The organism is Amycolatopsis sp. NPDC004079, from assembly GCF_040610415.1.
Classification (GTDB): Bacteria; Actinomycetota; Actinomycetes; order Mycobacteriales; family Pseudonocardiaceae; genus Amycolatopsis; species Amycolatopsis halotolerans.
Window position 1 is genome coordinate 123741 of the sequence record NZ_JBEXMH010000002.1, and the last position, 13949, is coordinate 137689.

Below are 13949 nucleotides of genomic sequence, written 5' to 3' on the forward strand. Positions count from 1 at the left end.
TGATCAATTCCCGTCCGGTGGCCAACGAGGGGATCCCATGCCCGTCATCAGGCGCAATATCGTCCCGCTCCGGTATTCCGACCCGAGCGTCGTCGCTTACGTGCGCAGCCCGAGCGACTGGATGGTGTCCAATTGCGGCTGGATCCGCGGCCGGGAAGGCGTTCTGCTCGTCGACACCTGCGGCACCGAACGCGACACGCTCGACCTGGTCAGCGACGTCCGCAAGTACTCGACCGTCGAAATGCCGCTCACGCTCGTGCTGACCCACGCGCACGGCACCCACCACAACGGGGCGGGCGTCGCGCTGCGCAACGGCGGCCGGATCCTCGCCGCGCCCACCGCGGTGCCGATCATCCGGTCCGGCCCGCAGTGCAACGAGGAGATCTTCGACTGCGCGAACTGGGGCAAGCTCGAGGCGCCGCGGCCGGAGGCGGTGCACGCGGTGATCGAACCGGTCGAAGTGGATCTCGGCGGCGTCGTCGTGGAGGTCGTCCCGTTTCCCGGGACCGCGCACACCGACGGCGACCTCGTGTTGTTCGAACCGCGCACCGGGACGCTCTTCACCGGCGACCTGCTGTCGGTCGGGTCGACGCCGTTCGCCGTGCACGGTTCGATCCCCGGCTGGCTGACCGCGTTGGACTGGCTCGACAAAATGTTCCCGGACGTCCGCACCTTCGTGCCAGGGCACGGCGGGCTCAGCCATCCGGGCAGTTTCCCGGTCGCGGTGCTGCGCACTTATCTGCACTGGCTGCTCGACGCGACCGCGAGCGCGGGCACGCCGGACTTCTCCGAACTCGCCACGATCGCCCGCCGCCGCTGGCCCACGTGGACGGTCCCGGAACGGCACATCGGGAACCTGCTGCGCGCGCACGCCGACCAGCACGGGGAACGGCTCGCGTCCGCCGAGGCGATGCGCGCGATCCGCGACGCCGCGGGCGGCAAGATCGACCTGGACGCCCTGCTCGGACTCGGCAAGTCTTAACACCGGGAAATCGATTCCCCGGAGTGGCTCCTGACCGTTTCCGCGAGTCCGTGAGGGGAACCCTGAGGGACTCTGATTCCCTCAGGGTTCCCCTCACGGATCTCCGCACCCGCGTACCGAGCCCGCCCGGCCGGGACGCCCTGGCTGCGCGAAGCCTGCCCACGCGCCGCACCGTTCCCTCCGGCCACGACGGCCCTTGACAAAGCCCCAGCGCGCTGTGCTTACTACTGCAGGTTCGAGCGTCACATTGAGCATATTCACGCAGAATAGGAGGCTCCAGTGCCTCGACGACTCGCGTACGCGGCGGCCGGGCTCATCCTCACCGGTTCCGTCGCGGCCCCTGCCTCGGCGGAACCGCTCTCCTCGATCTCGGTGCCGCGCGGTCCCGACTCCCCCGGCTATCAACTGCGCATCGACACCGCTCGCCTGGGCATCAGCCTTTCGCGCGGCGGCGAACAGTTGCTGCGCACCGCGCCCGACGCGTTCACCTTCGACGGCGGCGTGGCGACGCGCGTGCGGTCGGTCTCCAGAGAGGGCACGACCGTCGTCGCCCGGGCCGACAGCACCGCGGGCCGTCCGGTGACGCTGCGGATCACCCCGCGCCCGGACCGGTTCGATCTGAAGTGGACGGTCGACGGGCTCGCCGCCGGGCAGCGGGCGACGCATTTCGACCTGACGACGTCCGGCTATTGGTACGGCGGCGGCGAAACCAGCGAAGGGAAAGCCCAGCCGTACCCGCTTTCGGCAGGCACAGTGGACGAACCGGAGTTCTCCCCCGCCAGCTACATGATGCAGGAGCCCTACTTCTTCACCTCGAAATCGGTCGGGCTCTTCGTCCGCACCGCGCAGCCGATGAAGGTCGCGCTGGCCGGCGGGCGCGCCGACCTGGCCGTGACGAACTCCGCGGAATACTCGAGCACGGTGTTCGTGGAATCGAGCCGCCGCGCGGTGTACGACGACTACCTCGGCGAGGTCGGCAAGCCGGCCAAGAGCGACGCGACCGACAGCGAATACGCGAGTCCGCTGTGGAACTCCTGGGCGCAGTACTACCGCGACATCGACCAGGACAAAGTGCTTTCGTGGGCACGGGACCTGAAAGCGGCGGGCGTCGCCGGGCACACCGTGCAACTCGACGACAAATGGGAATCCAACTACGGCAACCTGACCTTCGACCCGAAGACGTTCCCGGACCCGAAGAAGCTGGCCGCCGACGTCCACGCGACGGGCCAGAAGTTCGGCCTGTGGACCACCTTCTGGATCAACCTGGACTCGGCGAACTACGCCTACGCCCGCGACCACGGCTATCTGGTGCGCGCCAAGGGAAACCCGGCCCAGCCGTGCACGGTGACCTGGTGGAACGGCACCGCGGGCATCATCGACCTCGGCAACCCGCAGGCCCGCGACTGGTACACCGGCAACCTGCGGAAGCTGATGGCGGACTACGGCGTCGACGGCTTCAAGTTCGACACCCGCTTCTTCGACGACCGCTGTGCCGCCACCGGGACGCTGACCCCGCAGGACTACCAGAAGCTCGGCGCGGACATGACCGACGCGTTCGACCAGCAGGGCGCGGGCATCCGCACGCACTGGGGCAACCAGCGCTACGGCTTCGTGATCCGGGCGGTCGACGCGGACACCACCTGGGACGGCCTGCGCACGTCGCTGCGCCGCGCGTCGGCGATCTCGGCCAACGGATACCCGTTCGTCGAGACGGACATGATCGGCGGCTCGAACAGCATGCCGCCGCCGTCGCGCGAGGTGCTGGTGCGCTGGGCGCAGGCAGCGTCGCTGATGCCGCTCATGTACGCCTCGACGTCGCCCGTGACGACAGTCGACACCACGACAGGCAAGCCGGTCGCCTACCCGGCTGACACCGCGAAGCTGTACGCCGCCGCGGTCCGCACCCACGCGAAGCTGGCTGGCTACCTGAAAACCCAGGTACAGCAGGCGGTTGCGGACGGCACGCCGATCATGCGGCCGGTGTACTTCGATTTCCCCGCCGACCACCGCTTCGACACCGTCGACGACGAGTGGATGCTCGGCCCCGCCCTGTTGGCGGCCCCGATGATCAAGGCGGGTGCCTCACGCGATATCGCGCTGCCGTCGGGGTTGTGGTTCGACCCGCACACTAAGCGGGTTGAGCTGGGCGGCCGGACGCTGCGCAATTACGCGGCTCCGTTGGACACGACGCCTATGTTCGTCCGGATCGGTGCTCCGGGTTGGACGGATCTCGCGGCACACCTCTGAGCCGCGCCAACACTGTTACGACGCATGCGCGCGACCGTCGGGAGGACCGGCTCCGGCACCTCCCGACGGCGCTCGCGGGTCAGGACTTGGGCAGCGTCACGCCGTACCTCTTGGCCGACAGCGTGGTCGGGAAGAAGCACGAGGTCTGGGTGTCTCCGCCGGAGAGGGTGCCGAGACCCTTGCCCCCGTCGTAGGCCGGACCGCCGGAGTCGCCGTGGTCGGAGTGGGCGGTCGTGCAGAACTCGTGGTAGACCGTGTAGCCCTCCGCTTCGAAGGTGTAGTCGACCTTGGTGACCTTGCCCTCCGTCACGCCGGAGGTGATCCCGGCGCGCTTCATCTGCTCGCCCACCGTCGCGTCGGCGAACTCGGTGATCTTCGTACCGTCATTGATCTCGCTCGGCCCCTCGCCCGAAGCGTTCTCCACGAGCATGTTGTCTTCGTCGGGGAACACCGCGTCGACGGTCTTGCCGTCGTTCCACGGACCGCCGCCGCCGAGTTTCTCGCAGTGGCCGGCGGAGAGGAGCAGCTTCTTGCCGTCCTTCTCCACGTTGAACCCGTTGGAACAGGACGCCTGGCCGTTGCTGATCTTGTCGCCGCCCTTGATGAACAACGACATGGCACCGGGGTGGTGTTCGACGCGGACCATGTCGCCGTACTGGCGGGCGGTCTCGAGCAGCGTGGCCTGCTGCGCCTTCGGGGTGGCGTCGTAAACGTCGACGACGACCTGGTTGCGGGCGAGGTCGAGGCCCCACCCAGCGCTGGGCACGCCGCCGGTGGCGTCCAGGCGCTGTTTCACCGTGCCGAGCTGGCCCAGGCTGTACCGCACCACCTTCGCGTTCAGGCCGGAAGCGCGCACCTTGGCGGCGTCGGCGTTGTTCAGCACCGTGACCACCGAGGCGCCGCTGTCGTCGAGGTAGTGCCCGCCGGTGGCGGAACCGAGGCTGTTCATGACTGCGGCCGGTGTCACTGCCGCGGACGCGGCGGGCACGGTGCCCATGGCGAGAGCCAGCGTGCCGAACGAGCCGACGGCGAGAACGCTCAGCCTGAAACGTGTCGATCGCATGTGTTTCCTCCTGCGCGAAACGGGAGAGAATGGACGTGCACCGAATGGGAGTCCGCATCGTGGCCTCCGGATTCGGCGCCGAGCTCGGCTAGGTGCGGAGGCATCTCCTCCCTGGGGCGTCGGATGGCCGGGTCGAGACCATGGGCCTCCAGTCCGGGCGGTCTGGGCCGTCTCGTCGTTGAAACGGAACGTGATCAACCTCAGGTTCGTGATTCTCGAACAGGATCGGGCAAGTCCGACACCGACGAAGGTAGGTTCACGTTTGTCGCAATCCCGCACCCGAACGGCCCAGCGGCGGGGTGTGGTGCGCACAGTCCGGTCGATGCCGCCGTGCCCGGCCGACGGGCGTGGCTGCGTCGGGCACGAGTGTCCACTTGAGACGGTCGCTTCCTTACCTAGCGGGGTTGTCACCGCACCGGGCCGCCGCGTTCATGGCGGCCTGGAGCGTCCGCCCACCCCCACGCCGACCCGACCGACGACGTCGTGATCGGCGCTGGCAATGCCCTGGAAAGACAAGGTCGGCCAACTGCCGCCTTAGCAAGAAACCTCCAGAATCGTCACTTTTGAGACACGATGGTCAAGGCCGGTTAACAACAGCTGGCGACTACGCGACGCACTGCTTGCGTTCACGATCAGGGCGCGGAGAAACAGGAGCAGTTTTGCGTATCGTCCATCACTCAACCGCAGTAGGTACACGGCCGCATAAACGGTGGCCGCTGGCCGTTCTCGGAGGAGTCGTCTTCGCGCTCGCCCTGAGCGCCTGCGCCGGCGAGCCCGCCGCACCAGCAGCGGCAGAACCGACCTCGATCACCCCGACGACGACGTCGACCGCCGAAAGTTCACCCTCGACGCCTACTTCGGCGGCTGGCGAGCCGACCAACGCGTCGACCGGCGACGTAACGAGGAAGGTCGGTGAAACGACCTGGTTCGCCCCAACGGGGCAGGACAAGAACGGTCCAGGGGTCGCGACCTTAGTCGTCAATTCGATCGCCAAAGGCAAGCGAGATTTCGACGGCAAACCTACCGTCCGGGTCGCGATGACAATACACACCGGCAATGACGCGGATGTCAATAAACAGATGACGATGTTCTACTGCGGTGTCATGTCAAGCCTCGACCCCGATACGGGCGAACAGGTATCAGGCACTGGCGGCTATATGGTCTCCGGCACCAACGGAGTCGTGTCCATGGGCGTCAACAAAAACTACTCGTGCACGTTCGACGCTTCAGGACTTCACAATCACGGCTTCCTGATCCTGGGAAACGGTGGCAGCGACCACATCGACTACCCCTACGACCTCCGATGACGCACGTCGCCCGCGAGCCTGATCTACAACGAGAACACCCGCGTCCGCGAGGTGCTGAGACCTGACGGAACACACTGGACGGGCTGGAAACTGAACGTCCACCAGTTTCGCAAGGTGATCGAACGAGGATCCCTGGGTGGAAGCGCTTCCGCAGAGACCAAGTGCGATGCGGCCGTGGAGCCAGCTTCCGCCGACGGCAAGCCAGAGCCAGGCCGACGGGCTCGCTTCTGCAGGAAAGCTCCGCCGTTCACGGGGCCAGGCGCAGGCATGTGGATGGTCTCCCTTCCCCCGGCGGACACACACGTCAGACACCCGATGAAGAGGCGGTCACCACGACCGCCTCTTCCTCGTTGTCATGGCGACGGCCAGACGAATCCGCTGAATCTCAGCAGGGAACCACCAGCTCGGAGAGCTCCGGGTCGCCGGACACCCCGCCCGTCAACTCCGTCGGGCCAGAGCTGGCCCCGCGCAGCTCCTCGAAAGAGCGGCCGCACCCCAACCCGGCCGTATCAGCGAACAGCCTCCGCCATCCCCCCACCATCGATCGCCGAGGCAGCGAGCGCACGCATCCGGCGGAGCAAACGAGTCGACACCGGACGAACCAGCGGATGAACACCGCCGTTCGCCGCGGCGGCTTCCTGCCACTTAGCGTTACGCGCCTGCCACACAGCAGAGTCGGCCAGTTCCGCGCACTCAAGGGAGTCGGTGTTCAGATCGACGGTGATCGTGTCCCCGTCCTCGACGAGGGCAATCGGGCCGCCGAGGGCGGCTTCCGGGCCGACGTGTCCGATGACCAGGCCGACCGATCCGCCGGAGAACCGTGCGTCCGTCATCAGCGCGATGGAGATGCCTTTCGTCCGGCACAGCGCGGTGATGCGCGACGTCGGGTCGAGCATCTCGGGCATGCCGGGAGCGCCCCGCGGGCCTTCGTAGCGGATGACGACCATGTCCCGGTCCGCGAACTCGTCCGGCGTCTCGATGAGCGCCCGCAACAGTTCCTGCTCGCTGTCGAAGACGCGAGCCCGTCCCTCGAACCGGCCGTCGACGACGCCCGTTTCGACTCCGGCCAGTTTGATCACCGCGCCGCCGTCGGGGGCGAGGTTGCCGGAGAGCAGGCGCAAGCCGCCGGTGGGTTTGAACGGTTCGGCTGCGGAGAAGACCACTTGCCCGTCCGGGGCGGGCGGGTCGAGCCGCTCGATCTGCTCGCCTAGCGTTTCGCCTGTGCAGGTCAGGGTGGATCCGTCGAGCAGGTCGTGCCGGAGCAGTTCGGCCACCACCGCTTGCAGGCCGCCGGCGGTGTCGATGTCCACCATGCTGTACTGCCCGAACGGCCGGGCGTTGACGAGCACCGGGACGGTCCGGGAGAGCCGGTTGAACTCCTCCTGGGTCATGACCTCGGACCAGAAGTCGATGCCGGCCGCGCGGGCGATCTCCGGGGCGTGCAGGACCACGTTCGTCGAGCCGCCCAGCGCGATCGCCACGACGGCGGCGTTGCGGAAAGCGAGCGGGGTGGCCAGGTCGCGCGGCGTTATCCCGCGCTGCGTCATGATTTCCAGGCAGTCCACGATCTGCCCGGGGAATTCCTCGACCCGTCGCGCGTCCTCGGACGCCGGCGACACCATGTGCAGGGGCTCCAGCCCCAGCACGGCGATGAAGGACTGCATCGTGTTGTAGGTGAAGATCCCGCCGCAGCTGCCGTGCCCAGGACACGCGTTGCGCGCCCACCGCTCGCGCTTGGCCGCGTCCGGGTCCCCGGCGACCTGGAAGCAGCTCACCAGATCGATCGTTTCCCCGGTTTCGGGATCCGTGCCCGGACGGATCGAACCGTCGGAGACCACCACCGCGGGCACGTCGCGCTCCAGGATCGCCGCCGTCGCGCCGACCGGAGGCTTGTCGCACGCCACCACGGCGACGATTCCCCGCATCTCGCTGCCCTCGAAATGCAGCGACAACCCGTCGTTCGTCGTCTCGCGGCCGATCAGCGAGTACCGCATCTGCGGCGTGCCGTTGCGCTGGCCGTCCGAGATCCCGCCCGAATAGTTCGGGGCCAGCAGCCGGACGGGCAGGTCGCGGTCGCGGATCCGCTGCGCCAGGGCCTCGTGGATCGCCGTGACTTTGTCCGCGACGCCGACGTAGCAGACGCTGTCTCCCAAGGTCCCGACGACGCCCCACGCGTCCCCGTGGATCTTGTCCACGTCCTGGCCCAGCGACCGGGCCGTGGCCACCGCCTGGCAGTCCTGGCCCGGACGCCACACATCCCGGCGGCTCGACTCGTCCATCAGCTCTCCCGTCGTCGACACGATCGTCCCCATCGTCGCAGATCCGGCCAGGCGCGCAGCTCGGGCGAGGCGGCGGCCCCTTGCGCAAGCACTGCGACGACCCGCTGCTGGTGCGCGCAGCATGCTCGCGACCGGTGGTACCGACCGACAATTGCGCCTATGGACCATCTCAGCGGAGTACGCGACACCCCCTAGGCCAACCGATAGGCATAGATGCAGGCGTCGTCCACATAACACCCTTTACCTCTTCGATCCGCATGGGAAAATCCTGGCAACGGACGTAGAAGACGGCGCAGTCCTTCACACCAAACAGGTAAGATCCAGACATGCGCATCTTCAGCAGAATCGGAACTCTCACCGCCGCGGCCACAGTTCTCACCGGGATGACAGCTATACAAATGACACTTGTCGCCGTCGGCAACATCACAGACTTCGAAACGAATCGAGAATTCGTCCATCACGTCCTGGCTATGGACACGACATTTCAATCACCGAACATGATGTGGCGTGCCATCACCAGCCCCGGACTTGCCGACGCCGTCTACGTTGCCATCATCGCGTGGGAGCTGCTCACCGCACTGTCGCTCATCGCTGGTTTTGTCGCTTGGATACGGACCCACCTGGCCGGTCGCCCGCTGTCGACAGCGAAGCAGCTGTCCAACCTTGGCTGGGTGATGCAGTTGACGCTTTTCGGGGTCGGCTTCATCGCGATAGGCGGAGAATGGTTTCAAATGTGGCAATCCAGCAAGTGGAACGGCCTCCAGCCAGCCCTGCAGAACCTCATCATCGCCTCGTTCGGTCTCGTGCTCACCCACCTCGCCACGAAAGATTCGAGGCGCGCGGCGGGTGTACCGGATGACAACGTCAGCTGACCGCTGGTTGGACCGGCGCACCTGCCCCCCACCACGGTGATGCGCTTCAGGCTGCTCCATCCGCAAGCACGGCGATTCTTCCGGTCTTTCAACCGCTTACTGGGCGGTTTAATTTCGCAGGATCGCTATTCGCAGTCCAGTCGCGACTGAGCCGGACTGGACCCCTCGCCTGTCGCCGCCAGTCTCCGGAGGGCCGATGACCGAAGCCGATGCCCCGTCTCTCGCCGGTCAGGACGTCGTCAGACTCCCGGCCGCGGACACAGGTTCAGGGAGAAACAGGAAGGTCGAGGACCCGGGCGAGAGCCGCGGTGACTGAGGAGGCGCAGCGGGGCAGATTCCTGGCGGCCCAGTCAGTCGCCAATGCGAGGAAATCGACGAGGTCGTTTTCGACCGCGCCAAGCAGGCGCTGCAGTGCCACAGCCGGGAGTTCGATCACGGGGCTGTCGCTCCGCTCCGCGTCGACGGTCAACCGGACGAGGTCGCCGCGACGTTCGGCGCACGGGGCGGGATCGTGTCCGAACCAAGCCTGCCCGCCGATCTCCAGGACGCGGCTCCACTCGCGCCAGTCCTCCAGGCCGTTGCAACAACCCGGCAGCAACACCACGCCCGAGGCGGTGTCCGTCACCCGCAAGCCGCCGGACGCAAACAGGGTGTCGAACGTCAGCAGGCCGTGCAGGAACGCCCCCAACTCGTCGGCAGGACGGGGCGGGCGGCCGTCGTCCTCCGGGTCGACGTCGTTGCAGCTGGCGATGCACATCAACACTGTCCCGACCTCATCAGGCGTCAGGTTGCCGCCTAGTGCGAAATAGCTGTACGGTTCGAGCTCCGCGACCGGCCAGAGGCCAAAGTCTTCCCGCGCGCGCACCTCGACAACCGGTTGCATCGTGATCACCTGCGCAGTGTCGCGCGAACCCGCTGTTCCCGCCCCTCATTTTACGCGGTCCGCCATCTGCCTAGGCTCGCGAAGGCCGTACAGCTCGGAGGTGGCGGTCAGATCCGTGCTGAGCGGGCAGAAGACCCCGTCCCGCTACGGGGGGGCCTATTCCAACCACGCGCTATTTCCTGATCGTGATGGCGAGCAGGGCACCTTTGGTCAGCGCAAACAGCTGGTCAGTTGCAGCCCCACGCAGCCCCCAGATCCTCCGCGCGACGCTGGTTCGCTTGGCGAGCCGTCCGTCGGAAGTCAGGTGAAGCAGGGTCCCGGAAGCGCTAGCGACCAGGAAGCCGTCGGCCGTCGGGACGACATCGCCGACTAGTCGCTGGCCGACATCGACACGCCATTGCAGGCGTCCCGCGGTGGGATCCACAACGGTGTAGCCGCCGCGGTCTTCGGGCAGCCACAGCAACCCTCTCGCATGTCCCGGTGCTGCGGCCGCAAGACCGGTCTCGGCCCGGACGAACTCTCGGGCTGTGTCGACGGACAGGACGATCTCAGCCAGTGCGCGCGGGCCGCAGCGCAGCAGGAAGCGGTCGGGTCCGACCGTCGAGATACTGGATCCGGCGTCATTGTCCGCGAGCGGCTGTGGCAGCTGCCACGCGGACAGTTCCCGGCCGTCGTGCCGATCGATCAATCGAACACGGGTGTCCCGCGGTTCGCCGATCAGGAAGCCGTCTCCAGCGGGCACGGGCAGCACGGTGTCGATTCGACGCTCGGTTTCCCAGCGGAGCTGCCCGGTCGCGAGATCGAATGCGCGCAGCGGCGTGTAACCGCGCCAGCCGCCCACGAGCACCACGTTCGCTGAAACGACCAGGTGTCCGGGGACAGCGGGAACGTCGGCGGACCAGATCTCCTGTCCGGTCGCGAGATCCAAACAGGACAGTCGAGGGTTGTCCTGCGGGATCGCCAGACAACGATCACCGACGACGACAACCGCGCGCGGCCACGTGCCGACCGGGACATCCCACCGCACCGAACCATCTGCCGGGTCGAGGCTCACCAGCCTCGTGCTGCGCTCGTGAACGATGACATGACCGTTCGTCACCGCGAGTCCCGAGGCAACGCCGCGTTGGTGCAGCGGCCGCTCCCACCCCATTTCGATCACCGCATCAGACCACCACGACCACATGACCGTCGGCAACCGCATTCGTCGCATCGCCGACCAGACTTTGCTGTCGCCCGACGAACTGCATCTCACGGACCGTCCGGTCTGGATCACCACCAGGACTCTGTTCAGTTACGTCGGCCTCACCGCCAGCGTCGCCCCAGCCGCACAGGAAGACCTCCCCGGCTGGATCGACTCGCCGGCGCGGAAGATCTGATCGGCTCCGAACCTGCTTCCCGGCCGGGGGGCGGACGGGGGCCACCTCGGCCCTCTGGCGCTACGACCTCGTCGCCAGCCTCATGCGCGTCCACACCGGCCGTGCTCAGCTCCAGCCCGCAGGGTTTGATCCCGTCTCGTAGTCGACGGGGCTGACGTGCTCCCATTCTTTTCCTGTCGAACTCTCGTAGGCGTGTTGCGCGACGTAGAGCAGGAATTCGGCCTCGGGCGCACCGACCCCGATGCAGGAATCGAATTTCTCCGGGTCTTCGAGAACGGACCGGTAAGCCTGCTCCCCCGCCAGCACCACCGCAGCCCGGTGGTACAGGAAGGAATCGCTCGAGAGAGGCAGACCGGTGGCTGCGGAAGGCGTCGCGGCGAACTCTGCCCGGTCCAGGTCATAGAGAAGCTGGGCGAGGATGTCCTCGAACTGCTTGATTTCCGCTTCCCCGCGCCTGCCGAGTTCCGCTTCCAGCGGAGCGAAAGCGGCCTGGTCCGTCGCCGGAGGGTCCCGCCGCGCCAAGGAGACGAGCGCCCAGAACTCGCGGTCGTCCATCAGGGCCTGTTCCTCCCGGGTGAGTTTACGGTGTTGCCGGCCAAGTTCCACCCTATCAACGGCGGTTCTCCCCTGGAACCGCCCGAACCCGTGTGGTGCCCGCTCGTCCATGCCGGCCACGACTCGCCGGGACCGGTGTTCGCAGTTCCGGCAATGCTATGAGGCAGACAGGAAGAACCGTTCCTGGTCGAGCGGGTCCAGTGCGTTGTGACGTTCGGGGACGAGCAGGTCGACGTCGAGGATCCGGTGAGTTTGGTACCAGGCGTGCAGGCGCTTGGCCGCTTCCCTGGTCTGGTCTTCGCCGACCCACCGGACCGCGAAGTCGTTCTTGTGCTTGTCCGGGTCGAGCCAGCCCGCAGCGCCTTCGTAAGTGGTCGCGTAGGCGTAGTCGGCACAGTCGACGGGCGTGGGTTCGTCGGGCAGCGGTGCGGGCATCCCGGGCGCGGCGCAGGCGGCTTTCGCGGTGTCCCGGTTTCCGTCGACGAGGTAGTCGTGTCCCAGGCCGCGGGCCACCCGGTGCAGGGAGTCGGCGTGAGTGGGCAACCAGCCGAGCAGTTTCTTGTCCGCCTTGACCGGCCAGGTGGCTCCGGGATCGGCGACGGATTCCCGGACGAACTTGGCGTGCCGGGCGACCCTGCGGTCATCGTAGGCGAAGGACAGGCCGGGTACGGTGCGGTCGAAAACGCTGCCCTGTTTGTCCCAGAGGTAGGCCGCGCTGTCGAAGCGCATGCTCCCTTCGAAACTCTTGGTGAAGCTGATGTTGACGCCGTCGCCGGGCGCGAACTCGTACTCGATGCGGAACACCCCGTGCGCCAGTTGCTCGCCGCGCTCCGGACTTGCCGGATAGGCCTCCGACTGCAGGGTGAACCAGGTTTGCGGGTTGGCTTTCCATGCCGGGAGCGGATCCTCCCTGGCGCCGCGCCCGGCTTGCGGATGGCACGCGTCCTCGTTGCCGAGGTCTCCGTTCTTGACGCGGTACTCGCCGGCGCAGGTGATGGTCGCCTTCATCCGTGCGGCGGGCTTGTCGAACGTGCCGTCGGTGACGATCTGCGTGGAGACCAGCTGGAAGTCGGCGAAGCGGCGCTCGGGTTTCGCGGGGTCGCCGCCGATCTTGCCGTAGCCGATGAGAGTGTCGCGGACTGTCGCGTAGCCGATCATCCGGCACCTGGTGCCCGTGCACTCCAGGTCCAGCGCCCAGTTGACCTTGACCTGGCAGTAGGAGAACCGGTTCTTGATCCACCCCGCCTCATCGGACTCGGACGCATTGTGCCAGCACTCGGCCGGATGGTTGATGTACCGGTAGGGATCCGCGGGCGCGCGTCCTCCGTCGAACTGCGCGCTGTCGACCAGATAGCGCGGTTCATAGCGCGGGTCCTCAGCGGCCCGCGGCGACAGCACGGTCTTCCCGTTCTCGGTCCGGGACACCGGTTTGATCCCCAGCGCGTCCAAGGAGCCGTCCCGCCGCGCTACCGCCGCCACCCTCTCGGGGTGCCGCGCCAGCTCCGGATCGGAAACGACGTAGCCCACCAGTGTCCGCGTCTCGGCCTGCGATACCGCGGCCCGCGCACTCCCGACCATGCACAACGACGCGAGCACGGCCACCGCCCCGGCCGCCCTCCTCGAGCGTGATCTTCTTCGGGACATAGAAGAACACCTTTCCCCACATTCGGCGATCGAAACGACACATCCCTTCCTCACGTCCCGATGCGGCCTCGAAGGAAACCTGGTGCGCCATCGGCTGGCCAGCACCCCGGCCGAGCCAAGCTAGCACCGTGCGCCAATCGGCAATACGACTGAACGGCCGCTTCTCGGCGAACTGTCCGCTCGGACGCTTTCGTCGACGCATCCGGAGGAGTTCCGGCGCGGGAAACGGTCGCGTCAGTTGCGACAGCCCCAGGCACGACATCCGCACCCACCCGATAACCGGAAAAGGAATATTCACAGTGCATTCACCCACATTTACCAGTAATCGACGAGAATTCTCCGGCGGGCGACGACGAGAGGATGAACTCTCGCAACGATCCAAGTTTCGAAATCCACCGGAAGCGAAACCAACCCTTCCGAGATAAGCATCATTGCCGCAGCGGCAATCACGAAAAGTCGCCAGCCGGACATCCCCGCCACCCAACCCCCGAGCAAGCGGTTGATCAGCAGCCAATCACTAGCCTGCACGGCAACCTTATCGATCGGAAGCAGTTCCGCGGCCCGCCTCGGCGGAACAGTTTCCAGCGACAGCACCGCAACCGAGGGGACCATCCGAGACAGCATCAGAACACCAGGTCAGAAGCTTGCGGAAATCGCATTAACGCCAGCGCTCGACAGCGCTTCCAGTAGCAATTACGATCCACTTCGATAAATATAACCCAAGCGATCCGGACCTTAATT

At 66.7% G+C, this 13949-nt stretch carries 12 protein-coding genes; 5 read left to right on the forward strand and 7 right to left on the reverse strand.

Annotated elements, in window-relative coordinates:
- Nucleotides 1–37 precede the first annotated feature (37 nt).
- Together ABZX37_RS02650 and ABZX37_RS02655 are read left to right on the forward strand one after the other, a co-directional pair.
- Entirely contained in the window at nt 38–982 is a 945-nt protein-coding gene (locus tag ABZX37_RS02650; protein ID WP_354735259.1) for an MBL fold metallo-hydrolase, read from the forward strand.
- Nucleotides 983–1261: 279 nt separating this feature from the next.
- Nucleotides 1262–3229, forward strand: coding sequence for a TIM-barrel domain-containing protein (locus ABZX37_RS02655; RefSeq protein WP_354735261.1), 1968 nt, complete (start codon nt 1262–1264; stop codon nt 3227–3229).
- A 79-nt stretch (nt 3230–3308) separates the two neighbouring features.
- Here ABZX37_RS02655 and ABZX37_RS02660 read toward each other — a convergent pair whose 3' ends face one another.
- Nucleotides 3309–4292 carry a S1 family peptidase gene (locus ABZX37_RS02660; RefSeq protein ID WP_354735263.1) on the reverse strand — a complete coding sequence of 328 codons (984 nt, stop codon included), beginning with the start codon at nt 4290–4292 and terminating at the stop codon, nt 3309–3311.
- Nucleotides 4293–4951: 659 nt separating this feature from the next.
- Here ABZX37_RS02660 and ABZX37_RS02665 point away from each other — a divergent pair.
- The gene (locus ABZX37_RS02665; protein ID WP_354735265.1) at nt 4952–5599 is read left to right on the forward strand and encodes a hypothetical protein; all 648 of its coding nucleotides are present in this window, start codon (nt 4952–4954) and stop codon (nt 5597–5599) included.
- Nucleotides 5600–6108: 509 nt separating this feature from the next.
- Here the strand turns inward: ABZX37_RS02665 and ABZX37_RS02670 are convergent.
- Nucleotides 6109–7911: a dihydroxy-acid dehydratase gene (locus ABZX37_RS02670; RefSeq protein ID WP_354735267.1), complete on the reverse strand. Its 1803-nt coding sequence runs from the start codon at nt 7909–7911 to the stop codon at nt 6109–6111.
- Between the two features lie 293 nt (nt 7912–8204).
- Between ABZX37_RS02670 and ABZX37_RS02675 the strand changes: the two genes are divergently transcribed.
- Complete coding sequence (locus tag ABZX37_RS02675) at nt 8205–8750, forward strand: DUF2165 domain-containing protein (protein WP_354735269.1); 546 nt, start codon at nt 8205–8207, stop codon at nt 8748–8750.
- Nucleotides 8751–9015: 265 nt separating this feature from the next.
- Here the strand turns inward: ABZX37_RS02675 and ABZX37_RS02680 are convergent, their stop codons facing one another.
- Entirely contained in the window at nt 9016–9633 is a 618-nt protein-coding gene (locus ABZX37_RS02680; protein ID WP_354735623.1) for a hypothetical protein, read from the reverse strand.
- Between the two features lie 172 nt (nt 9634–9805).
- Nucleotides 9806–10843: a PQQ-binding-like beta-propeller repeat protein gene (locus ABZX37_RS02685; RefSeq protein WP_354735271.1), complete on the reverse strand. Its 1038-nt coding sequence runs from the start codon at nt 10841–10843 to the stop codon at nt 9806–9808.
- Here ABZX37_RS02685 and ABZX37_RS02690 point away from each other — a divergent pair.
- Nucleotides 10815–11009 (forward strand): hypothetical protein, encoded by a 195-nt coding sequence (locus tag ABZX37_RS02690; protein WP_354735273.1) that lies wholly within the window; start codon nt 10815–10817, stop codon nt 11007–11009. The two genes, ABZX37_RS02685 and ABZX37_RS02690, sit on opposite strands and share 29 nt — an antisense overlap.
- Before the next feature lie 105 nt (nt 11010–11114).
- Here the strand turns inward: ABZX37_RS02690 and ABZX37_RS02695 are convergent, their stop codons facing one another.
- The 3 genes from ABZX37_RS02695 to ABZX37_RS02705 form a co-directional block, all read right to left on the reverse strand.
- Nucleotides 11115–11675, reverse strand: a complete 561-nt coding sequence (locus tag ABZX37_RS02695; RefSeq protein WP_354735275.1) for a DUF4240 domain-containing protein — start codon at nt 11673–11675, stop codon at nt 11115–11117.
- Nucleotides 11676–11720: 45 nt separating this feature from the next.
- Nucleotides 11721–13166, reverse strand: a complete 1446-nt coding sequence (locus ABZX37_RS02700; protein ID WP_354735277.1) for a hypothetical protein — start codon at nt 13164–13166, stop codon at nt 11721–11723.
- 357 nt (nt 13167–13523) lie between these two features.
- Nucleotides 13524–13820: a hypothetical protein gene (locus ABZX37_RS02705; RefSeq protein ID WP_354735279.1), complete on the reverse strand. Its 297-nt coding sequence runs from the start codon at nt 13818–13820 to the stop codon at nt 13524–13526.
- Between the last annotated feature and the right edge of the window lie 129 nt (nt 13821–13949).

What these genes read in the sequence shown, in the direction of transcription:
- ABZX37_RS02650 (WP_354735259.1), top strand. Translation starts at nt 38, where the DNA reads ATGCCCGTCATCAGGCGCAATATCGTCCCGCTCCGGTATTCCGACCCG.
- ABZX37_RS02695 (WP_354735275.1), bottom strand. Translation starts at nt 11,675, where the DNA reads ATGGACGAGCGGGCACCACACGGGTTCGGGCGGTTCCAGGGGAGAACC.
- ABZX37_RS02670 (WP_354735267.1), bottom strand. Translation starts at nt 7,911, where the DNA reads ATGGGGACGATCGTGTCGACGACGGGAGAGCTGATGGACGAGTCGAGC.
- ABZX37_RS02690 (WP_354735273.1), top strand. Translation starts at nt 10,815, where the DNA reads ATGACCGTCGGCAACCGCATTCGTCGCATCGCCGACCAGACTTTGCTG.
- ABZX37_RS02685 (WP_354735271.1), bottom strand. Translation starts at nt 10,843, where the DNA reads ATGCGACGAATGCGGTTGCCGACGGTCATGTGGTCGTGGTGGTCTGAT.
- ABZX37_RS02705 (WP_354735279.1), bottom strand. Translation starts at nt 13,820, where the DNA reads ATGGTCCCCTCGGTTGCGGTGCTGTCGCTGGAAACTGTTCCGCCGAGG.
- ABZX37_RS02675 (WP_354735269.1), top strand. Translation starts at nt 8,205, where the DNA reads ATGCGCATCTTCAGCAGAATCGGAACTCTCACCGCCGCGGCCACAGTT.
- ABZX37_RS02660 (WP_354735263.1), bottom strand. Translation starts at nt 4,292, where the DNA reads ATGCGATCGACACGTTTCAGGCTGAGCGTTCTCGCCGTCGGCTCGTTC.
- ABZX37_RS02680 (WP_354735623.1), bottom strand. Translation starts at nt 9,633, where the DNA reads ATGCAACCGGTTGTCGAGGTGCGCGCGCGGGAAGACTTTGGCCTCTGG.